Raw genomic sequence first — 21,224 nt, 5'->3', positions numbered from 1 at the left:
CCGCTGATGAAGATCGCCAACGAACATCCGCTGGCTGGCCTCGGGACCCCGCTGCGGTCTCGACGAGATCATCCTCCCGGCGAACGAGCCCGGCTCCTCGATCATGCCCGGCAAGGTCAATCCGACCCAGTGCGAGGCGATGGTCATGGTCTGCATCCAGGTGTTGTCCGAGGGCGAGGCGATCGCCTTCGCGGGCACGCAGGGCAACTTCGAGCTCAATGCCATGCGCCCGGTCATCATCAACAACTTTCTGCACGCGGCGACCATCCTCGCCGACGCCTGTACCAAGATGCGCGAATACTGCATCGAGGGCATCGAGCTCAACCGGGACCAGATCGACGACTACGTCGACCGGTCCCTCATGCTGGTCACCGCGCTCTCGCCGGTGATCGGCTACGACAAGGCCTCCGCGATCGCGCACAGGGCCAACGACGAGGACACCACCCTGCGCGAGGCGGCTCTGGCCTCCGGTTACATCAGCGCCGAGGACTTCGACCGCATCGTCCGACCCGCCGCCATGGTCGGCCAGACATAGGACAGCTGCCAGAGCCCCGAACGGAGGCTGCCGACGTGTGCCGCCCGCGCAGGCGGTCATCCGTTACGGGACGCTGTAGCAGCCGACGACCGACAGAGCGATGCCGGTGACGCAGCTTGACTCGTCCGAGCGAAGGCGGGCCACGGCGTCGGCGATCTCGCCGGCCTGAGCGATCCGTCCGAGGAGGTGGACGGCATCGCCGTGCCGAGTCCCATGCGTCAGCGGCGGCGCAGGCGCTTGTCGGTGATGGGCGGGGTGGGGTCGATGAAGAAGTCGTCCGGGTTGACGTCGACGCCGGGTGGCACGATCGCGTCGATGCGGTCGAGGATGTCGTCACTCAGTTCCACGTCGGCGCCGGAGAGAAGATCGGCCAGCTGCTCGGGGCGGCGGGGGCCGATCAGTACCGCGGTGACGGCCGGGTGGGAGCGGACGAAGGCGATGGCGAGGTGTGCGAGCGGCAGACCGGCCTCGGCAGCCAAGGCGGTGAGCTTCTGGACAGCGTCGGCCTTGGCCTTTACGCCGGGCTTGGACAGGTCGAACATCTTCGAGGTGGCGGCCCCGGCGTTGCGGTGACCCGTGGTGGGGTCGGTGCGGCCGGAGAGCCAGCCGGAGTTCAGCGGGCCGAAGGTCAGCACGCCCATGCCGTACCGCTGGGCGGTGGGCAGCACGCGGTTCTCCACGCCGCGGGTGAGGATGGAGTACGGGGACTGCTCGGTGCGCAAGCGGTGGTGGCCGCGACGCTCGGCCGCCCACTGGGCCTCCACGGTCTCCTCGGGGGCGAAGAAGGAGCCGCCGATGGCACGGACCTTCCCGGCGCGAATCAGGTCCGACAGGACGGCGAGGGTTTCGTCGATGTCGGTGTCCGGATCCGGGCGGTGCATCTGGTACAGGTCGATGTGGTCGGTGTCCAGGCGGCGCAGGCTGCCCTCCACCGCGCGCTGGATCCAGCGGGCCGAGCCGCCGCGCTGCTTGGGGTCATCACCCATCGCGAGCCCGAACTTGGTGGCCAGCACCACCTCTTCGCGACGGCCCTTGAGGGCCTTGCCCACGATCTCCTCCGACTCGCCGCCGGAGTAGACATCCGCGGTGTCGACGAGGTTGACACCGGCATCGAGCGCCGTGTGGATCATGCGGATGCACTCGCCGTGGTCGGTGTTGCCCATCGCTCCGAACATCATCGCGCCGAGTGCGTACTCACTCACCGACATGCCGGTCCCGCCGAGAATCCTGCGCTTCATCGCGGATCGCCTCCTGTGCCTTGGTGCTGGTGCTCACAGACAAACACCGCCGTCGGCTGAGGTGAGAGGCCTGCTTCGACCGGGGGTCCAGGAGGGCCCCCCTCGCGGCTACGCGTCGGGGCCGGCCGACTTTACCCTGGTCGCATGAGTCAGGAGCCGAATGCGGAGCTGCAGGAGTTCCTGCGCTCGCGCCGTGCGAAGATCACTCCCGAGGAGGCGGGCCTGCCGCCGCATCCCGGCACCCGGCGGGTGCCCGGCCTACGGCGCGAGGAGGTCGCCCAGCTCGCCGGCGTCAGCGTGGACTACTACATCCGTCTCGAGCGCGGGCGCCACGCCGGCGTCTCGGAGGCCGTCCTGAATGCCCTCGCGCGCGCCCTCCGGCTGAGCGATCTCGAGCGCACACATCTGTTCCGGATCGCGCGCCCGTCCCGTTCCCGGCCGCGCCCGCTGCCGCCGCAACGCGTCCGCGCGGGCCTGCGACTGCTGGTGGACACTCTCACCGATGTCCCGGTCCTGGTGCTGGGACGGCGCCTGGACGTGCTGGCCGGCAACCACCTCGCCCGGGCCCTCTACACCGACTTCGAGGCACTGCCCGCACACCGCCGAAACATGGCCCGGCTCATCTTCCTCGACGACCAGGTGCGCACGCTGCACGCCGACTGGGAGGAAGCCGCCCGCGGAACGGTCGCCTCCCTGCGCCTGTACGCCGGACGCCACCCCCACGATCCCGCCCTGGCCGAGCTCGTCGGCGAACTCTCCCTCCGCGACCCCGACTTCCGCCACTGGTGGGCCGACCACGACGTCTTCCAGCGCACCCACGGCACCAAGCACTACCACCACGCCCTCGTCGGCGACCTCGTTCTGGGCTACGAAACCTTCACCGCCACCGACGATCTCGACCAGACCCTCGGCATCTACACCGCCGAACCCGGCTCCCCGTCCGCAGACCGCCTGAAGCTGCTCGCCAGCTGGAGCAGCCCCGCGCACCAGTCCGGCCACTCCCAGGTTCCGCCGCGCAGCTGAGATACGACACCGGACGCCCCCTGCGGCTCCCGACGAGGGTCCGGCCAGCCAGCAATCCACTAACGCAGCAGGCCGTAACGGCACGGTCGTCCGACCTCACGGCTGGACCAGCACCTCGGGACGGACGTATTGCGCAGACCTCGTCGCAGCATCCGCTCCTGCCGGGTCTCGACGCTGCCTTCCGTCGCTTCGCAATCTGGACTCGTGATCAACCGCTTCTCTCGGTGCAGGGCCTCGGTCGCGCTCCGTCAGCTCTCCCGTACGGCGGGCTCGAGAGTCACGGCAGCAGACACAGCAAGGCGGCGGCTGTGGCGAGGAGCGTTTGTACCGGCTCCGGGCTCGTCGGCTCCCAGTCGAGCCAGTGACAGCGGCCTTGCTCATGACCTCGACTTGTCACCCAGAGTCTGCGGTCTTGCCGAGGCGTGCCCCCGCAGACGGGGGCAGGCTGGGAGGTGGGAGGTGGGAGGTGGTTGTCATGGCAGGCGTTGTTCCGCTGATGATCGTCGACGGGGCGGGTGTGGTACTGCGCTGGAGCAGCCAGGCGGAGACGCTGCTGGGGCGTGCGGCGGATCAGGTGGTCGGGCGGTCGGTCGCGCCGTTGCTGACCCGGCCTGCAAATGCGGCTGCCCCGGCGCCGGAGCCGGCGCCCGATGAGGTGGTGCTCTACGACGCCGGCGGCCGCGTGGCCGCCGGCGACCTGCGGGTTCGGCCGCTCCTGCGGCGCGACGGGGTTGTGGACTGGGCTGTCTTTCCGGCGCCGGCGCAAGAAGCGCTTACGCCCGAGGTCGGCACCGTGGTGCTGCAGGCTTTGGTCATGCGAGCCCCGGTAGGCCTCGTCGTTCTCGACACGGAGTTTCGCATCGTGTCGGCCAACAAGACCGCACAGACGCTGTGCGGCACGGACACCGAACACCTCCTCGGGCGCCGCCTCGCCGATGGGTACGGATTCGCCTCCTCCGGCGAGGTGGAAACGATGCTGCGGGAGGTGCTGGACAGCGGCGTGTCCGCTCCCGAGCGCGAGTTGCGTGTGCGCCCTGCGGATGCCTCTGCCGGCGAGCGCAAGGTGGGGCTCTCGGCGTTCCGCCTTCAGGACAGGCACGGGACCGTTCTGGGTGTGGCCGTGGCGGTGATCGATGTCGGCGAGCGGGAGAAAGCGCGGGCTCGCTTGGTTGTCCTGGATTCGGTGCGCAAGCGGGTGGGGCAGTCGTTGGACGTGGTGGTCACGTGTCAGGATGTGGCCGAGGCTTTGGTGCCGGGCTTCGCCGACGTCGCTGTGGTGGAAGTGGTGGACAGCGTGGCACGCGGCGAGGAGCCTCCGCTGGGCCCGCCGGACCGCAGCGTCCCTTTGCGCCGTGGAGCGCTTCGGCACAGCGGCTCAGGGCAGTACAGGCAGGCGTATCCCGTGGGGGATGTGCGCGCCTTGCCGTTCCCGACCCCTTTCAGCCAAGCCCTGGCGGACCTCAAGCCGCGCGTCGTGACCCTGGACGTGAACACGCCCTGGCTGGCGGTCGACCCCGCGCGTGCTGAAGCGATCCGCGACTTCGGGTCCCGCACACTCCTGGTCGTGCCCTTGACGCTGCGCGGCACGGTGCTCGGGCTGCTGAGCCTGTACCGGACCGAGCAGGCAGGCTCCTTCGATGAAATGGAGGTCGCCCTCGCCTCGGAAGTGGCCGCCCACACCGCCTTGAGCCTCGACAACGCACGCCGCTATACCCGTGAACACACCATCGCCACCACCGTTCAGCGCCATCTACTGGCTCCGAGCCATCCCCCGCAGACCGCAGTTGAAACCGCCCACCTGTTCCTGCCGGGTGACCGGGGGGCAGGCGGTTGCTGGGACGCCCTGGCCCTCCCAGGCGCCCGCGTTGCGCTGGTGGTCTGCGAAGTAGCCGGAGAGGGCATCTATACGGCAATCGCCACAGGTCAGCTGCGCACTGCCCTGCACGTCCTGACCGCCCTCGACCTGGAACCCGACGAGCTCCTCGCCTCCCTCAACGACACCGCCACCCGTCTGGCCCAGGAACGGGCCGCCTTGCCCACCGGCGACCCCTTGCGTCAACAGACGCTCACCGCAACGTGCGTCTATGCGGTCTACGATCCCCTCTCCCGCACCTGCACCATCGCCCGGGCCGGACACCCCGCGCCGATAATCACGCACCCCGACGACACCACCGAGGTCCCCGACCTGCCCGGCGGGCCACCCCTGGGGAGGGCCGAGGGACCGCCTTTCGCCCAGGCCACCATCCCGTGGCCGAGGGCAGTGTCATGTCCTTCTACACCAACTCCCTGCTGCCCGGCTCCCGCGCCGTTCTCCCCGGCGACCCGGGCCCACTCAGGGAGGTGCTCACCAACCCTCACCGGTCCCTGCGGGAGGTGTGCGATGACGTCGTCTGCCAGCTCCATGACGATGCCGGCCCGGGCGACTCCGTCCTCCTCCTCGCGCGCACCCACGGCCTGGCCGCCGACCACGTCGGTACCTGGCATCTCGACCACCACCCGTCGGCGGCCGGGACGGCGCGCACACATGCCCAACAGCAGCTCAGCGCATGGGAGGTGGACGACGAGACCGCTTACGCCACCGAAGTGATCGTCAGCGAACTGGTCACAAACGCCGTCCGGTACGGGGCCCCGCCCCTACTCCTGCGGATCATCAAGGACTGCACCCTCACCTGCGAGGTCCACGACAGCAGCGCCTCGGCACCGCACCTGCGCCATGCGCGCACCGTGGACGAAGGCGGACGCGGCCTGTTCATCTGCTCGCGACTCGCCCAGCGCTGGGGCACTCGCTACAGCACCGACGGCAAGACCGTCTGGACCGAACAAGTCCTCCAGCCGCAGCCTGACAGCCATTCCGGGATGCCCGTCAGTGTCACCCGACCAGTCCCGCAGTGAAGCTATGGGGCCGTTGGTACATGACGTTCCCCGACACACGCCCTGAGTCCGGCGCTCGCGAAGAAGCTCCCGACACGGTAGCCCGCGAAGCCGACGTCGGTATTGGCCCGCTCTACCGCCAGTTCCCCTCCCAGGAGCTGGTGATCGAGGCGACGTACCGGCACCGGCACGAAGCGCGGCTCCTGTGCAAGGCGGGCCCGACCTCGTGGCTTCTCTGCCCCCCGGTGGACGCGTTGCGGACGTGGATGGAACGCTTCATCGACTTTCCCTCCCGATGTGACGGGCCCCTTCCGCGAGGGCCGTCCGGCGTGGCGACGAACCCCACCCCAGCGACACCTACAGTCCCTCACCGGTGGCAGTTGTCGCTGACTTTTCCGGCTCTGTGATCAACAAGTGCACCTCGAACTCGACGACTAGCGGTGTCAAGCTCTCGGTTACGAACCCACCCGGCCTGAGTGCGGTCCCAGACGGCGTCCTGCTGGGATAGGGCTAGGTCGGCAATGGCCGGGGCGAATTCACTGTCGTCGGGCAGCGGGCGGTGGGCGGCCCTGTCAGTGCGGAGGATGTTCGCCTGCGATTGCCAGATCCAGAGGCCATGGGAGATCGAGTCGCCGCCGGTCCGGCCGACGAGTGTTCCGGGGCATGCGGGGAAACAGCCCGTGCCGTCCCCCGTTCGGACGCGGTTGAGGGGCGGCTTGTCAGCGGTTTGGTGACATTCGTCTCGGGGGCCTGCCGGACCGGCAGGCGCGGGCCCAGCTCTCGTTCCGCGCACGGCGCCGCCGGCAAGACCCGCCAGTACCGCGGCTCCCGGGGGCGATGCGAGGCGGTGCTCCTCGCATCGGTGCGCCAGCCTCTCCCCCGGACCAGCGGACACGACAGGACGGTTCTCGGTGATGAACAGGCGGACTTTCGGCAAGGCCTTCGGCGCGAGCACGGCGACCGCCTCACTGGCGAGCATGCTCGGCCTCTTCGCCGCCCCGGCGGCTGCCCCAGCGGGCGGGGAAGCGGCCGGGCCCGACAAGGCGCGACGGACCCTGTCCTTCGCTGCGCTGAAGCAGATCCGCGCTGGTGAGTTGAACATCGGCTACGCCGAGGCGGGTCCCGCCCGCGGTCCCGCGGTGATCCTGCTGCACGGCTGGCCGTACGACATCCACAGCTATGTCGAGGTGGCACCACTGCTGGCCACGCGCGGCTACCGCGTCATCGTCCCCTACCTGCGCGGTTATGGGACGACCACCTTCCTGTCCGGCAAGACGTTCCGAAACGCCGAGCAGGTCGTGTTCGCTCGGGACATCATCGCGCTGATGGACGCCCTACGGATCGACCGTGCCGTCCTCGGCGGCTTCGACTGGGGATCTCGCACCGCCGACATCATCGCCGCACTGTGGCCACAACGCTGCAAAGCCCTGGTCTCCGTAAGCGGCTATCTCATAACCGACCGGAAGCAGCAGCGCCTGCCGCTGCCCCCGGCGGACGAGTGGGCGTGGTGGTACCAGTACTACTTCTCCATCGAGCGGGGCGAGCTGGGGCTTGCAAAGTACCGGCGCGACTTCGCCAAGCTCATCTGGCACAACGTCTCGCCGACCTGGCACTTCAGCGACGCCACCTTCAACCGCACCGCCCAGGCGTTCGACAACGCGGACTATGTCCGCATCGTCATCCACAATTACCGCTGGCGGCTGGGGCTCGCCCCGGGTGCTTCGCGCTACGAGGACCTCGAGGCGAGGCTCGCCGAAGGCCCGCCCATCCACGTGCCCACCGTCACACTCGACGGTGCGCTGGACCCCTTCACCCCGCCTGGCAACGGTGCGGCCTACCGCAGCAAGTTCACCGGCCCGTACCTCCACCGCACGCTGAAGGGTGTCGGCCACAACGTTCCGCAGGAGGCACCCGAGGCGTTCACCCGGGCGGTCCTGGAAGCAGACCGCATGTGACATCGCACGGGCCAAGCACCTCAAGCTGCCGATGGCATGCTCAGTGGCTGATGGCGTGCGCCGAGATGTCCCAGAGGCGGTGTGCCGACTCCGAGTCGAGGGCATAGTCGGCGACGCCGACACGCTCCGTGCCGCCAGTGTGGGGCAGGGCCTGGCTGCAATCCTCGAAGTAACGCCCGCCGATACCGTCGAGCAAGGGCGACGTCGCCACGAACACCGACGTCGCGGCTCCTTGTTCCGCAGTCTTGTATTCAGCCGTCGGATCCGTGCGGAGGCTCTCGCGCACATCCTCGGACAGGTAGCGGACCAGATTGGTCCAGATCCCGCCGGGATGCAGGGCGTTCGCGGTGATCCCGTCGTCGGCCCAGCGCCGGTTCGCCTCGACGGCGAAGAGCACATTGGCGGTCTTGGACTGCCCGTAGGCGAGCCACGGGTCGTATGCGCGCTCGGTGAAGTTGATGTCATCGAACACGACGGGCGAGCGCAGGTGGCCGCGCGAGCTGACCGAGACGATCCGGGCGCCGCTCGCGCCCGCCAGGGCGTCGTGGAGGAGGTTGGCGAGGGCGAAGTGGCCGAGGTGGTTGGTGGCGAACTGCGACTCCCAGCCGGATGCGGCGCGCGTGAGCGGGGTCGCCATGATGCCAGCGTTGTCGATCAGAACGTGCACGGGCATCTTGCCCCACCCGGTTGCGAAACGCCGCACCGACGAAAGGTCCGCGAGGTCGAGGTGTGCGACCGTGACCCGTGGGGAGTCGAGGCCGGCGTTGATCTTGTCAGCCACGCTGCGTCCGGCCTCCGTGTTGCGGACAGCGATCGTGACGGAGGCACCTGCCGTAGCCAGTGCGCGCGCGGTCTCGATCCCGATGCCAGACGACCCACCGGTGACGATCATCTGCTTGTCGTGGAGGTCGATCCCGTCGACGACCTCGGCTGCGGTCGAGGTCGCGTTGAACGGACTGGTGATGCGTTCTTGCTGCATGTCTCTTCCTGAACGAGATAAAGGAGTGAAATAGGGATCTGAGGATCAGAAGCCGGCCGGCGGCTGTGGCGCGTAGGGGGCTTCGAGGCGTGCCACCTCGTCATCGGTGAGGCGCACCTCGAGTGAGGCGATCGCGTCCTCGAGGTGGTGCGGCTTTGTGACGCCGACGATCGGCGCCGAGACCACGGGGTTGTGGGAGACCCACGCCAGTGCCACCTGGGCTCGGGAGATGTCGCGCTCGGCGGCGACGGCGGCGACTTCCTGGACGATCGCCTTCTCGCTCTCTTCCTGCCGGTAGAGGGTCTTGCCGAAAGCGTCGACGCTCGAGCGGTGCGTGGTCTCGTCCCAGTCGCGGGTGAGTTTGCCGCGTGCCAGCGGGCTCCACGGAATGGTGCCTATCTTCTCGTCGGCGCACAGCGGCAGCATCTCCCGCTCTTCCTCGCGGTTGAGCAGGCTGTAGTGGTTCTGCATCGACACGAACCGGGTCCAGCCATGCAGTTGCTGCAGGTGCAGGGCTTTGGCGAACTGCCAGGCGTGCATGGAGGACGCGCCGATGTAGCGAACCTTGCCCGACTTGACGACGTCGTGGAGCGCCTCCAGGGTCTCCTCGAGCGGGGTCGTCTCGTCGAAGCGGTGGATCTGCCAGAGGTCGATGTAGTCGGTGCCGAGGCGAGTGAGGCTCGCGTCGATCTCGGTCATGATCGCTTTGCGTGAGAGGCCGCCGGAGTTCGGATGCCCGGGCCGCATCGGGTGGTAGAGCTTCGTGGCGATCACCACGTCCTCGCGGGCGGTGAAGTCGCGCAGCGCTCGGCCGAGGATCTCCTCGCTCGAGCCGTCCGAGTAGCCGTTGGCGGTGTCGAAGAAGTTGATTCCGGCCTCCGCTGCCGCCTTGATCAGCGGCCGGCTGTCCTCCTCGGACAGTGTCCAGGCGGGGTAGCCGCGGTCGGGCTCTCCGATGCTCATCGTGCCGAGGCAGATCGGTGAGATGTCGAGGCCGGTGTTTCCGAGCTTGATGTAATCCACGGTGGATTAGCCCTTCGGGGATGGGTGAGGCGTGCCGATGGCGCCTCCGGGTGGAAAAGGACGACGTGCCGGGCTTGGCGGTCCGGTGGTGAGTGGTGCGCGGGTGGTGTGTCCTCAGACGGTCGTCGCGGCGGCCGCGAGCATGTCAAGGCAGGTCTGCCACAGGCGGCCCGCGCTCTGAGGGCTCACGGCGTGGGCGGCCACTCCCCGGCGCACACCGGGGCGGTGCGGGCCGGCCTCGTTGCAGTCCTCGAAGTACCGGCCGGTCACGCCCTCGGCCAGCGGGGAGGCGGCGAGCAGCACCGAGGTAGCGGCGCCCTGCTCGATGTTCTTCCAGGACACGTCGGTGCTGGTGGGGTCGAACGAGGTCGGGCTGTTCGAGATGTCCCCGATGTGGCGGCCGAGCCGGGTGCTGGTGATGCGGCCCGGGTTGAGGGCGTTGACGGCGATCAGGTCGGACGCCCAGCGGCGGCCCGCCTCGACCGCGAACAGGACGTTGGCGGTCTTGGACTGGCTGTAGGCCGCCCACGGGTCATAGGGGCGCTGTTCGAAGTTGATGTCGTCGAAGAGTACGTCGCCGTTGACGTGGCCGACCGAGCTGACGGCGACCACGCGTGCGCCGTGGGCTGCTGTCAGGGCGCTATGCAGGCCGGTGGCGAGGGCGAAGTGGCCGAGGTGATTGGTGGCGAACTGCATTTCCCAGCCCTCCTTCGTCCGCTGAAGCGGCGAGGCCATCACGCCGGCGTTGAGGACGAGGATGTGCAGGGGTCCCCCCCATGCCTGCACGAAGGCGCGCACCGAGGTCTGGTCGGCGAGGTCGAGCAGCGCGGCGCGCACCGCTCCGGGGCCGCTGGCCGGCGCGATCTCCTCCGCCGCCACCGCACCCGCGGCCAGGTCGCGCACGCCGATGGTCACCTCGGCGCCGGCGGCGGCGAGGATGCGCGCGGTCTCCCGCCCGATACCGGAAGCGCCCCCGGTGACGACGGCCCGCCGGCCACTCAGGTCGATGCCGGCCAGAATCTCGGCGGCGGTCGTCTGCGCGCCGAACGGAGTCGTGATGAGGTCATTGGTCATGAAGCTCTTCCAGAAATACTTGGGGAATCGGGCGGCGCGCATCCGGCCGGTGGTGTGGAGCCAGGGGGCGCCATGCCCTCGTATCCGGAACTGGTTCCGGTGCGTGTTCGAGACTAACCGGAGCCAGTTCCGCTTGCAAGGGCGACGGGAGGGGAGTCGGGAGTGACCGGGCGCAAAGGGGTGTGCGTCGAACGGATGCGAGGAGACCCGGAACAGGCTCATGCGCTTCAGCCCGGACCCCTTCCCGGACAGCGAGCACCCTCCGGTTCGCGATGTGCTCCGTTACCGACCTGGCGGCATCACCGCACCACTTTCCTCCCCTGCACCCGGCAGAGCAGTCACGACGGCTCCCCGGCACGATGCCCCCTTCGCGGTCCGCCCCGAGCCGATCCGGCTGACCTCTCTTCAGCGTGCGGCGACCAGGGATTCAGCCTCCCGCTCGGTCAAGGTTCGGCAATGACCGGCGCGGCCGTTGAACCGACCGTGAGCACGGCACGTACCGCGATGGGATCCGTCGTGCGGGGCGATCCGGTTGCTCGTTCTCCGCCACGCCCAGAAGGGTCCGCACTGTCATGACCGTCGTGCGCCCGCGCGACCGTGGGCCACTCCCCACGGAAGGACGCACAGTGAGGAGCACCGCAGTGGCCCGCAAGGACCTGACACAGTCGTCGCGTACTGCGCGGCGGGAGCACGCCCGGCACCGGAAGCTGTCGAAGGTGTCACTCGCGCTGATCGGCGGCCCCGTGATTCTCGCCGTCGTCGCGGGGTCGGTGTTCGCGGCGGAAGTCCGTGCCCAGCACCGCCCGCAACGGAACCAGGCAACCGCCGCGCAGCCCGACGCGGCGGCCCGAAAACCCGACCCCAACTGCACGCTGCTGGTGCCGGACAATCCGCTCAGCGCCCGCGGCCTGGCCACGCCGTACAGACTCGTCCCGACCGACCCGACGCTGGGACCCTGCCACGAGGCCAACCCCGACCAGTCGGCATTCGTGGAAGCCGCGATCGTCACCCCGAACGGCAAGCTGACCCTCTACAACCCGTTGGTGATCGACAAGGGGACGAAGCCGGCCGCGCCCACCGCCCGGCCCTCGGTGCCGCGCGGCTCGACCGTGGGTATCTGGTTCGGTTTCAACAGTGCCGAGCTGACCTTGCGGGCAAGCGGCCGTCGGGACGGTCCGGCCCGGGGCCAGTGTGTCAACGGCCTACCGGGATCGATCTTCGGCCAGTTCGCGTACTGCAATGCTCCGGCCTTCTTCCGGGCCGCCAACGCCCAGATCGCCAAGGGGCACCTCAGGATTCCGGCACTCGGGAGAGCCAAGGACGGCCTACCCTGCCCGACCACGCGGGACTTCTCCGTCGTGGACCAGGACGGAAGCGACAACGTGGTGACCCACTACCTCGCCGACGCGCACGGCCGTATCGCCCAGAACAACGCCGCGAGCAGGGCCGCACTCAAGGATGCCGCCCGGCTGACCAACCGCGGCGACCGACACCACCGGCACAACGGCGGGGCCAGGTCGGCGACCACCCGCGCCCCCAAGGATCTGGCCAACGGCAGCGACAACCTGTTGCTGACACAGTTCATAGACCCTGCCCTTGGCTGCAAGCCCTTCACCGCGCCCGACCAGTCCGGCGACGGCCGTGCCACGTCCGCCCTAGCGCTGGACGAACTGTCCGCCGCGGCACGCCAGAAAGCGCCGATCGCGCTCGTCCCGCGGAACGACCCGATGACGCTCGTCGACGGCCGTAGCAGCGTCGCGAAGACCAACGCGTACCGCACCGGAGCCGACATGCCCGCGGTCGGTGCCGGCGCCGACGGTGACGGAGCGGGCTTCTGCACCACCCTCTTCAGCGATCCGGCCGGCATCCAGCGCGTCTTCAAGGACAAGCCGCTCTTCGAGAAGGCGCCCTCGCCGGACCCGGCCATGGCGCCGAACCTCTTCGGTTTCCTCGCGGCACGGGCCAACCAGACGTTCACGAACCTGGGCTGCGATCATCTGCTCGGCGCCGCCGACCCCATCGTCCTCACCACGAACGCGGACGGAGTGGTCACCGGCGCTGTGTTGACAGCGCTCGGCCGGACGCCTCCCTCGACCGGCACCTCCGCGCCCACGTCGCCGAGCACACCCTCTGCGTCACCGAGCACCCCGTCGGCCGGCAGGGGCGCAGGTCCGACCGCCACCAACCAGGCCACCGCGCCGACCAGCGCCTCCGCCTCCCCGTCCCCAGCAACACAGCAGCCTCAAGGCCACCGCTACGGCTCCCCGACAGCCACGCCGACCCTCGCGTCCCCCGGCCGCACTGCTCCTGACGGTGCTTCCCTGCACCCAGCACTCCGCTACACCCAACGTCCTCTACACCCGAGGGAGTAGTCACGCCGGCTCCCCAGCACGATGGCCCCGGGAATGCCATGGACGAGGCCGTGGGCTGTGACGGCTGATCTTCGCCGAGCCGGAGACGGAAAGCGAGACGGAGACGGGGCCGCCCTCCGGCGCCCACTCCCCCGTCAGCTCCTGCCGAGCGCGCACCGGCCACGCCGCTCCCGGCTGCGGCGGTGTCTGCGCCGCGCCGCGCCGCCTGTCCCGCGTGAAAACCCCAGTTCGAGCCCCTGATCAGGACGTTTCGCTGCGGGGCGGTGATGGGCCGGGGCATGATCGAGATCCATGCGGTGGTCATGGATCCATCTGCTGACGCGTAGGTCGCTGGAGCTGGCGGGCCTGCGGCTGCAGGGCAACGCTGCCAAGGACGTCGAACTGCTGGTGCTGCGGCACCAGCTCGGTATGCTCCAACGCCAGCTCGACAAAAGGTAGTGGAACCGACTGACCGGGTCCTGCTGGCGGCCCTGCCGCGCATGGTGCTCAGTCAGAGCTGGAGCAGCTTCTTCGGCACCCCAGTGACGCTGCTGCGCCGGCACCGAGAGCTGATCGCCGGCAAGTGGACCTACCCCCACAAGAGCCCCTGTCGGCCGCCGATATCGGTGTCGGGCTGGACCAGCAAACGGAGCCGACGCAGAACCTGGCGCGGCAGCGGCACCGGCAGAGCGGCGAGGCGGGCTCGGCCTTCCGAGGCGAACTTCACCCGGTCCTGCCCGAGCTGCCGGCGTAGAGGCGTGCGGTTTCGTCGGCGAGGCCGAGCTGAGCCGACCGGTGGGCAAGCGGCTGAAGGTACAGGTCGCGTTCGGGGTCCCATTACACCCGGGCCGGAGCCCGCTTCAATTGACGCTTCCACGTGGCGCGGTCTGTGTGGAGCCCATGTTCGTAGTGGGACAGGCAGGCGTGTTTCAGTGCCCACTCTAGGCCTTCACGGGAGATCTCGACGGCGAGGACGGTCTCCTGTCCTTCTTTGATGCCCCACCCACAGCGGTACATCATCCACAGGAATGACGGCTTGATCCATGTCAAGCCTTGTTCACAGTCCTTTCTGGTGCACCCCATGCGCAGTGTCCGGTCCTTTTCGAAGAGAGTTCGGTTTCTCGCGACGGACGCCGCCTGCCTCCTCGTAGAGCAGACGAAGGCACCACGCGCGCGGTCGACGCCGATGCGGCGAGCACGCGGCCCTGAAAGTCGTCGACCCCGATCACCCCCGGGATCCGCACCGCCGGCACGGGCACCCGCCGCAGCAGCCGCAGGGCGGAGGCGTACGACAAGGGCACGGCCAGCGATCGGGCGAGTCGGGCGGACGCCCGGCCGCATAACTCCTTGACCAGCTTCGGCGAGCTGACCGGTCAGACGTGTGGTGCGGCGCTGATGGCGCTCAAGAGGCCCGGGAACCTGCTCTCGGAAGGTCTGCCGCCTGCAGCCCAGGACCGGACAGACCAGCCGTCGTATCCTCACCCGGACCACGACCTGCCGGCCGTCGACCGGCACATCCCGCACCGTCCGGCCGTGATATCCGTGGACCCTCCCCGTCACGACCCCGCACACCGGGCAGGGAACGGGAACATCCCGGGTCCGAGCCGTAACCCGGACTATCTCGCCACCGTCCGCCACTTCCTCAATGACCAACGCCGACAACCCCGAAAACACCGTTCCTATAAGCGCGTTCGCATCATGCACGCTCAATGATCACAGGCGGGCACTCACCGTCACCACCGACTACGGAACAGACCCGTCCGTTTGACAGACCCCGTGCCGCCTACCGGGCGCTGCTGGAGCATCTGGGCGGGGCAGATGCGGTCGTACTGGTGGACGGCGGGACCGACATCGGGTCCGTCGCTGCCGCCGTGCGGGGGGGAGTTCGACGACGTACGGTTCACCGAGCGCACCCGAGGCAGCGAACTGTTCGTCAATCCGCTGACGACGCTGTACTTCTGCGTCGACCTGCCCGTCCTGGCCCGCGCGAACCTCCACCTCGACCGGCTGGAGGGCACGGTCTTGATGCGCCAGATCAGCTCGGCCATCTCCAGCTTCCGCGACGAGCTGCCCCGGCAGAGACCACCCCGGGCCTTCCCACACTGAGCCCGGCATTCAGCACGAAGGCTCCTGTGCCGACGAGCGAGATTCCGACTCTCTCTCAACGGCACAGGAGCCTGCTCGTCCTGGTGAATCTTAGTCCGTCGGCCTGAACGGCCCAAAGCGAGACGGCGTCATGGAATTACCCTCGTCTTCGTGCCATTGGCAGTGTGTCGCATGGATATAGCCAACACCGTCGTTCACGATGAACCATGTGCCTCGCGGGCTCTCGATCTCCACCCCCGCCATGGTGAACTGCTCGTCCTCGTGCACCTCGAACCGCTCAAAGTTCATGGGCATATGAATGAAGTTGACGTTTGAGAAGAGAACGTCCACTCGAGTCGGGGAATGCTCGGTGAGGCTGCGCAGCAGCAGTCGCTGATCCTCGATCCACCGCGTGAATTCTGATCACGCGGTGTGATCGGTTTCGGGGTGGATTTCCGGTGTTGGGCAGGGCGGGTTGCCGGATGGCCGTTCCGGTGGCGGGTTCTCCGAGGTCTTCCAGATCGTGGACGGGCAGCGGGTGTGGCGGGTCAGGTCTGCATGCGCTGTCCGGTGGCCGTCCACAGGTCGGTGAAGTCGTCGGCCCAGTGCCAACGTTGGGGAAGATGCAGTACCGGGCGTCGTCCTGGGCGGGCGATGCGGGCCGGGCCGGCGATGAGGTGGCGGCGGATTGTGCCGGTCCGGGCTCGTGCGTGGAAGACGGAGGCGAGGTGGCCGGCCGCGCGGGTGAGGTTGTAGGCGGCTGCGGCCAGGGTGAGCCAGGCGGCGTTCGCGGTGAATTTCCCCGAGGGCAGGTGGGCCAGGGCGGAGTCCTCCAGGTCGGCGAAGACCTGTTCCACCGCGGCGTGGTCGCGGTGCATGGGCTCGGCGTCGGTGAGGACGAACGGGCTGTCGGTGAAGATGACATGGTGGCGCCAGACCGCGAACAGTTCGCTCTGTCCGGTCGGCACCGTCTTCGGGTTCAGCCGCTTCACGCGGCGGACGATGAGCCGGGCGGTGGTGTGGAAGGTCTTCTTCTTGCTGGTGAACGCGGTGAACGGTATCTCGGCGATCTCGGCGTCGGAGATCCAGCGTTCGTCCTCCTCGTCCCAGATCGCGTCGGTGTACTTGATCGGCGTCCAGGCATCGGCCCGGATGGTCTCGATGGCCGCGCGGATCGTCCGGGTGACCGCGACGGCCAGGGAGAAACGTGCCCCGGCCTTCCGGCAGGCGGTGACGACTTTGTGGGAGAAGTAGGCGGAGTCCGCGCGCACGACGATCTGTGCGGTGATGCCCATGGCCCGCACCGTGGCCAGGGCCTCGCGCAGAAGGCTGGCGGCGCCTTTGCCCGAGCCTGCCGATCCCTTGCGCAGCCGCGTGGCGACGATCACCGGGGCACACGTGGTGGTCTTGACGGTGACGATCTGGAAGTGGAGGCCGCGGACCTTCGTGTAGCCGAAGGATGCGGCCTGCTTGGCCGGGCCGTAGACCTGCTTGACCTTGGAGTCGATGTCCACGAACACCACCTCGTCATCCGTGGGCACCAGGCCGGTGTGGGCGGCGAGGTTGCAGGTGAACGCGCGCATCGCGGACTCGAGTTGACGGATGTGTCCCCAGCTGAAGGCCCGCAGGAAAGTGCCCAGTGTGGACGGGGCCCGCACCCCGCCGAACAGCTTCGGCAGCCCGCCGTGGCGCAGCACGTCCAGGTCGTCGATGGAGTCGGCACCGGCCACCATGCCGCCCAGGACGCTCATCACCTTCGCGTCCGCCGCCGTACCGGCCCCGTTCTTCACTCCGTCCAGCTTGACCTTCTCGGCCACCAGGACCGGCAGGCCACACCGCTCGGCCAGCCGGACGACCGGGACCAGCCCGGCATGCGCGATGAGATTCGGCTCGTCGAACGCGGCGAACACCCGCGCCGGGGTATGGGAAGATTTCACTTACGAAGTGCCTTGCTGATCGTGCCTGATGTGAGCGTAGAGAACTCTCATCATCGCAGGTCACAGGGCACTTCTTCGTTCCCGGCCCTCATGCCGACCGGTGGTCACGCGGTGGATCGAGGCTGATAGCTCACCGAGTAGTGCCACACTCGAAATCTGCGCTCCCATCGGGCGAGAGGCATTTCAAGAACCTCCTAGGTATTCAGATTCCGAAAAGACTTCACCGGTGACGTCTTTTCCTCCCAGGTAGAAGGTGAGCCTGCTTCGGGGCAGGTTGCCCAAGCGGTAGGCCCGCTCCAGGAACGCCATTTCCCTCTGCGTGGTGTACCAGTAACCGCCCTGGCCTTCCTTGACGGCGTCGTCGAAGAGTTCGGCGGGGGTCCCGCCCGGCTTTCCGCTCGACAATTTGAACACCATCAGAAACTCATGGCGAGGCGCCTTCCAGAGGCGCGATAACTCATCCCCACTGGTTCCCTAGGCGAGTTCCAAGGGAATTTCCAATGAGCGGAATGACCGTACGGGCAAGCTTCCGCTGAATCGACCGCAGAATCCTAACTGTCTCCTCGTCGGAAAACCCTGTGGTTATCGACCAGTCATGACCTGACCCAACGACGTCACTTGCGAAGGCGACTTCTGTTGCCAGGAGAGCACGCGCCCAATCAATAGGCTCAAGCGACTCCCCGCTGGCCAGCCTTGCGCGAATTCGCTTACCTTCCTGGAGCAGACCGTCCAGGCCCGGGAAGCCCATGGCAACCGCGAACTCTTCTGTGCCGCGAGCCGGTCCACTCCATTCCAGGAGGCCACATCGGAGCAGATCCCGCTCCTCGTCAGATAGCACCTGAGTTGACCCCGAGTCCGAATTTCTGCTCACCGAGCTCATCGCAACCCCACAGTCCAGGCTCCGCAGGAGCCCACCACCGAGCCAGACGACGGCGACGACTCGACCGCTTGTGCAGCACCCGTCCACTGACGTTGCCGTCAGGTACTGCCGTCAGACCCCCTCAGCACGCCACAGCAGTCCCACCGGAAAAAAACCCGGCGGGACCGCCAAGCTACTTATTTGAGAACCCGAAGAACTCCATTACAGCTCGACGTTGATCTCCGACCGTACCCACCTCGGAAAGTTTAGCTGGCGCGAATATGTCCACAAGATCCGCGTCGGTCAGAGTCGGATCGCGTCGCAACGGATAAGCAAGCCTCCCGTTTGACATCTGACGCCCCATCCCCGATGGAAATACCGTCGGTCGTGATCCTTGACAGCAAACGAGGAGACCTTCCACCTCAAGGTGACGGCGCAAAACCTTGAGGCACTCGAAGAGATCTCCGCCTTGATGGACGCTAGTCATCCTATTGGCGCGGACCAGCCTGATGCTCGGCGTGCCTGAGTCATCAACTTCGAGGTCAATCTCCTCGCGACGGCCATCGTCGCTGGCAGCGGTCAGGCTTAGTACATCCATCACTTCCCCAGAGGAACATAGTTGGGATTGTCCATCCAAGTCCCGTCACGCAACCGCACGCCGATGATACGGCTCGGATCAATGCGACCCGGAACAGCAATTTCCTGTTCGTCGGCAAATGGATTGTCTGGCCACTCGCCATTCACATCGAGGCCCTCGACCCCGTCTACGGGATAGACGTTTCCGCCGCGCCCGATGGCTATGCTCTCGTGTTTAGTCGTCGCCACATAACCGGAATCTGTCGACCAACCAGAAGCGTGCTCCATTAGGTCCATATTTGATCCACGCGGCTCGAACCCATTCTTGAAGATCTCATCCGGGCCACGCGTATCACTCCGATACGTGGTCTTAGGTCCACATGTATTGTGAACCAGGACCGGCGTAGCCCCCGCCAGCACGTAGTACGTGTGCTAGGCGCCCCCACTCTACCTGCGTTTTCGCAGGTCAAGTGGTGTTCGACGGTCCGCTGGGGTGCGGGTTCAGCCGGGGTTGTTCGTAGTTGTTGCCATCGCTACTGCCGTCAGGGGCGACACCGGGTCGGGACCTCTGGGCTATTTGAGGTGCTCGGTGAGGTCGTCCACGGTCCAGTCGGCCTGGCGAAGGATGGAGCGGAGGGTACCGGGCGCGAGGGAGCGGTGCAGGGGCACGATGACGGTGCGGTCGTCCTTGCGGTATTTGGCGTGGCTGCCGCGGGTCGCGATGTGGCCGAAACCGGCGCGTTCGAGCGCCTTGGCGATCTGGGTGCCGGACAGGCCGTGGGGGACGGCGGGGCTCATGCGACGCGGACCTCGACCGGTGCGGTGATCACGTCGGCGACGATCTCGGGGGCGGGGGCGTCCTCGAAATACAGCTCCAGTGCCTCGCGGAGGTTGGCCAGGGCCTCTTCGATGCTCTCTCCCTGGCTGGTGACCTCGACCTGGAGACAGCGGGCCACGTACCACTCGTCCTCACGGGTGACCGCAGCGGTCAGATGCAGTGCGCGCGTCATAGGTGAAAGTTTGGCACGCCGGGCGACGCCATCGGAGGTTTTCCTGCCCCGAACCACCGCGAACGGTGAGCGCCCGCCCGGCGGCGCGTGGTCGGGGGCGCCCGGCGCGGGAGGCGACGCCGGCCACCGTCAAGCATCACCCGGGACAGAAACGTCAGGCATCAGCTGGGATCCGACACCCCAAGCCATCCGCGGAGGTGTTCGAGCCGTTCGCGCGTGATGACCAACGTCGTTGGGGGCAGGTCTACCTGCGGGGGCTGCTTACCGACGGGCAGCGTAAGTCGGTCGAGCCGATGGCCGCACGGCTCGGTGAAGACGGGAACCGGCAGGCGCTGGCCCATTTCATCACCACCAGCCCGTGGGACCCGGCCCACATCCGGGCAAAACTGGCCTGGCGGATGGAGGAGGTGATCGCACCGGAGGCGCTGGTCTTCGACGACACCGGGTTCCTGAAGGACGGGACCGCCTCGGCGTGTGTGTCGCGGCAGTACACCGGCACCGCCGGCAAGGTCACCAATTGCCAGGTCGGCGTCTCACTCCACCTCGCCTCCGACCACGCCTCGGCGGCGGTCAACTGGCGACTTTTCCTACCTCAGACATGGGATCCCGCCTCCGCGAAGGCCGATGCGGGCAAAGTCGCCCGGCGTGCCGCCTGCCAGATCCCGGATGACGTCGGGCATGTGGAGAAGTGGCAGCTGGCCCTGGACATGCTCGACGAGACCCGCTCCTGGGGGGTCGAGGTGCCGCTGGCCGTCGCGGACGCCGGATACGGCGACGCTGCCGCGTTCCGCCACGGACTGCAGGCCCGCGGCCTGAACTACGTCGTGGGAATCTCCAGCACTCTGTCGGCTCAGCCCGCCGGCGCGGTGCCGGTGGCCGAGCCGTACTCCGGGATGGGACGCCCGCCGGTGGCCAAGTATCCCGACAAGCCGCAGTCGGTGAAGGAACTGGTCATCGCGGCGGGGCGGAAGGCGGCTCGGCCGGTGCAGTGGCGGGAAGGCTCCCGGCCCGGCACCGGCTGCTCCGGTCGCAAGCGGATGTACGCATTGGCTGGCAGGACAGCGGATACGTCTTCACACGCCCAGACGGGCACCCGATCGAACCCGCCACCCTCACCCGACACTTCAACGCACTACTTCGCGACGCGGACCTGCGTCCGATCCGGTTCCACGACCTGAGGCACTCGACCGCGACACTGCTCCTGGGGCAGGGCGTCGAGCTCGTCGTCATCAAGGAGCTCCTGGGCCACGCCCACATCGGGGTCACCGCCACGGTCTACGCATACGTCCGCCTCCGCCTCCAGCGCCAGGCCATCGACCTCCTCGGACACGCCCTCAGCAACCTCGACCAGCCCGCCGCCGAGCCCGACAACGGTGACGACCCGCCGTTTCGTGCGGCACTCGTCCGCTGACGTTACCGTCAACTACTGCCGTCAGACGCCCAGATCTAGGATCCACGGCTTCGTTGACGGTAGTCCCTGCGGAAACGCCGGAATCCGCATGCCGTTAGCAGTGACGACGCCGTTCGGTCGTTAGCAGTCAGTGGCTTCTCCTCAAACGGGCTCGTGACAGCGAGTGAGTGTCAACGGCCTTGGCGAACCCCGGTTTCGTTAACCCTGGCTATTCAGCGGAATTGGGCGACCTGACGCCCCGATAGCAGAAAGGTGCCGTTGACCTGCAAGGATGTGAGTGTCGAAGTCATATCCGCT

At 67.8% G+C, this 21,224-nt stretch carries 16 protein-coding genes and 6 pseudogenes; 11 read left to right on the top strand and 11 right to left on the bottom strand.

Annotated elements, in window-relative coordinates; all coding sequences use genetic code 11:
• Positions 1 to 25 precede the first annotated feature (25 nt).
• Both ACFYX0_RS39190 and ACFYX0_RS39185 read left to right on the top strand, forming a co-directional pair.
• Positions 26 to 106, top strand: a pseudogene (locus ACFYX0_RS39190) (lyase family protein); the annotation flags it as partial.
• Positions 107 to 145: 39 nt separating this feature from the next.
• Complete coding sequence (locus tag ACFYX0_RS39185; RefSeq protein ID WP_388978403.1) at positions 146 to 535, top strand: hypothetical protein; 390 nt, start codon at positions 146 to 148, stop codon at positions 533 to 535.
• Positions 536 to 753: 218 nt separating this feature from the next.
• On the opposite strand, the gene ACFYX0_RS39180 is transcribed toward ACFYX0_RS39185, so the two are convergent.
• A complete protein-coding gene (locus tag ACFYX0_RS39180) occupies positions 754 to 1,773 on the bottom strand; it encodes an aldo/keto reductase (RefSeq protein WP_388978400.1) in 1,020 nt (339 codons plus the stop codon).
• Positions 1,774 to 1,917: 144 nt separating this feature from the next.
• Between ACFYX0_RS39180 and ACFYX0_RS39175 the strand changes: the two genes are divergently transcribed.
• The 4 genes from ACFYX0_RS39175 to ACFYX0_RS39160 all read left to right on the top strand — a co-directional run bounded on the left by ACFYX0_RS39175 (position 1,918) and on the right by ACFYX0_RS39160 (position 7,622).
• Positions 1,918 to 2,796, top strand: a complete 879-nt coding sequence (locus ACFYX0_RS39175) for a helix-turn-helix transcriptional regulator (RefSeq protein ID WP_388978398.1) — start codon at positions 1,918 to 1,920, stop codon at positions 2,794 to 2,796.
• Between the two features lie 475 nt (positions 2,797 to 3,271).
• The gene (locus ACFYX0_RS39170; protein WP_388978396.1) at positions 3,272 to 5,383 is read left to right on the top strand and encodes a SpoIIE family protein phosphatase; all 2,112 of its coding nucleotides are present in this window, start codon (positions 3,272 to 3,274) and stop codon (positions 5,381 to 5,383) included.
• Positions 5,350 to 5,688, top strand: coding sequence for an ATP-binding protein (locus ACFYX0_RS39165; protein WP_388978393.1), 339 nt, complete (start codon positions 5,350 to 5,352; stop codon positions 5,686 to 5,688). Before ACFYX0_RS39170 ends, ACFYX0_RS39165 begins: the two co-directional genes overlap by 34 nt.
• Positions 5,689 to 6,578: 890 nt before the next feature.
• On the top strand, positions 6,579 to 7,622 hold the full coding sequence (locus ACFYX0_RS39160; RefSeq protein ID WP_388978391.1) for an alpha/beta fold hydrolase: 1,044 nt from the start codon (positions 6,579 to 6,581) through the stop codon (positions 7,620 to 7,622).
• A gap of 40 nt (positions 7,623 to 7,662) precedes the next feature.
• Here the strand turns inward: ACFYX0_RS39160 and ACFYX0_RS39155 are convergent, their stop codons facing one another.
• The 3 genes from ACFYX0_RS39155 to ACFYX0_RS39145 form a co-directional block, all read right to left on the bottom strand.
• The gene (locus tag ACFYX0_RS39155; RefSeq protein WP_388978388.1) at positions 7,663 to 8,601 is read right to left on the bottom strand and encodes an SDR family NAD(P)-dependent oxidoreductase; all 939 of its coding nucleotides are present in this window, start codon (positions 8,599 to 8,601) and stop codon (positions 7,663 to 7,665) included.
• A gap of 45 nt (positions 8,602 to 8,646) precedes the next feature.
• Positions 8,647 to 9,624 carry an aldo/keto reductase gene (locus ACFYX0_RS39150; protein WP_388978385.1) on the bottom strand — a complete coding sequence of 326 codons (978 nt, stop codon included), beginning with the start codon at positions 9,622 to 9,624 and terminating at the stop codon, positions 8,647 to 8,649.
• 114 nt (positions 9,625 to 9,738) lie between these two features.
• Positions 9,739 to 10,698, bottom strand: coding sequence for an SDR family NAD(P)-dependent oxidoreductase (locus tag ACFYX0_RS39145; protein ID WP_388978383.1), 960 nt, complete (start codon positions 10,696 to 10,698; stop codon positions 9,739 to 9,741).
• A 626-nt stretch (positions 10,699 to 11,324) separates the two neighbouring features.
• On the opposite strand from ACFYX0_RS39145, the gene ACFYX0_RS39140 reads away from it, so the two are divergent.
• Together ACFYX0_RS39140 and ACFYX0_RS39135 are read left to right on the top strand one after the other, a co-directional pair.
• Positions 11,325 to 13,070, top strand: coding sequence for a hypothetical protein (locus ACFYX0_RS39140; RefSeq protein ID WP_388978380.1), 1,746 nt, complete (start codon positions 11,325 to 11,327; stop codon positions 13,068 to 13,070).
• Positions 13,071 to 13,361: 291 nt separating this feature from the next.
• Entirely contained in the window at positions 13,362 to 13,508 is a 147-nt protein-coding gene (locus tag ACFYX0_RS39135) for a hypothetical protein (protein ID WP_388978377.1), read from the top strand.
• A gap of 288 nt (positions 13,509 to 13,796) precedes the next feature.
• Here the strand turns inward: ACFYX0_RS39135 and ACFYX0_RS39130 are convergent.
• Both ACFYX0_RS39130 and ACFYX0_RS39125 read right to left on the bottom strand, forming a co-directional pair.
• A pseudogene (locus ACFYX0_RS39130) lies at positions 13,797 to 14,132 on the bottom strand (DUF4291 family protein); the annotation flags it as partial.
• A gap of 125 nt (positions 14,133 to 14,257) precedes the next feature.
• Positions 14,258 to 14,723 (bottom strand): annotated as a pseudogene (locus ACFYX0_RS39125) (transposase family protein); the annotation flags it as partial.
• Positions 14,724 to 14,824: 101 nt separating this feature from the next.
• Between ACFYX0_RS39125 and ACFYX0_RS39120 the strand changes: the two are divergent.
• Positions 14,825 to 15,155: pseudogene (locus ACFYX0_RS39120) on the top strand (hypothetical protein); the annotation flags it as partial.
• Positions 15,156 to 15,682: 527 nt separating this feature from the next.
• Here ACFYX0_RS39120 and ACFYX0_RS39115 read toward each other — a convergent pair.
• The 5 genes from ACFYX0_RS39115 to ACFYX0_RS39095 all read right to left on the bottom strand — a co-directional run bounded on the left by ACFYX0_RS39115 (position 15,683) and on the right by ACFYX0_RS39095 (position 19,516).
• Positions 15,683 to 17,071 carry an IS1380 family transposase gene (locus ACFYX0_RS39115; protein WP_388978374.1) on the bottom strand — a complete coding sequence of 463 codons (1,389 nt, stop codon included), beginning with the start codon at positions 17,069 to 17,071 and terminating at the stop codon, positions 15,683 to 15,685.
• Between the two features lie 183 nt (positions 17,072 to 17,254).
• Positions 17,255 to 17,488, bottom strand: a complete 234-nt coding sequence (locus ACFYX0_RS39110; RefSeq protein WP_388978372.1) for a hypothetical protein — start codon at positions 17,486 to 17,488, stop codon at positions 17,255 to 17,257.
• Positions 17,489 to 18,527: 1,039 nt separating this feature from the next.
• Positions 18,528 to 18,926, bottom strand: coding sequence for a hypothetical protein (locus tag ACFYX0_RS39105; protein WP_388978370.1), 399 nt, complete (start codon positions 18,924 to 18,926; stop codon positions 18,528 to 18,530).
• 153 nt (positions 18,927 to 19,079) lie between these two features.
• Positions 19,080 to 19,304 (bottom strand): type II toxin-antitoxin system HicA family toxin, encoded by a 225-nt coding sequence (locus ACFYX0_RS39100; RefSeq protein WP_388978367.1) that lies wholly within the window; start codon positions 19,302 to 19,304, stop codon positions 19,080 to 19,082.
• The gene (locus ACFYX0_RS39095; protein WP_388978364.1) at positions 19,301 to 19,516 is read right to left on the bottom strand and encodes a type II toxin-antitoxin system HicB family antitoxin; all 216 of its coding nucleotides are present in this window, start codon (positions 19,514 to 19,516) and stop codon (positions 19,301 to 19,303) included. Before ACFYX0_RS39095 ends, ACFYX0_RS39100 begins: the two co-directional genes overlap by 4 nt.
• A 170-nt stretch (positions 19,517 to 19,686) precedes the next feature.
• Here ACFYX0_RS39095 and ACFYX0_RS39090 point away from each other — a divergent pair.
• Positions 19,687 to 20,562, top strand: a pseudogene (locus tag ACFYX0_RS39090) (IS701 family transposase); the annotation flags it as partial.
• Positions 20,563 to 20,567: 5 nt separating this feature from the next.
• Positions 20,568 to 20,927 (top strand): annotated as a pseudogene (locus ACFYX0_RS39085) (tyrosine-type recombinase/integrase); the annotation flags it as partial.
• Positions 20,928 to 21,224: the final 297 nt, after the last annotated feature.

This window comes from Streptomyces sp. NPDC002573, assembly GCF_042889625.1.
Taxonomy (GTDB): Bacteria; Actinomycetota; Actinomycetes; order Streptomycetales; family Streptomycetaceae; genus Streptomyces; species Streptomyces gibsoniae.
The sequence above is the reverse complement of the archived record's forward strand: the minus strand, read 5'-3'. Positions and strand labels throughout refer to the sequence as shown.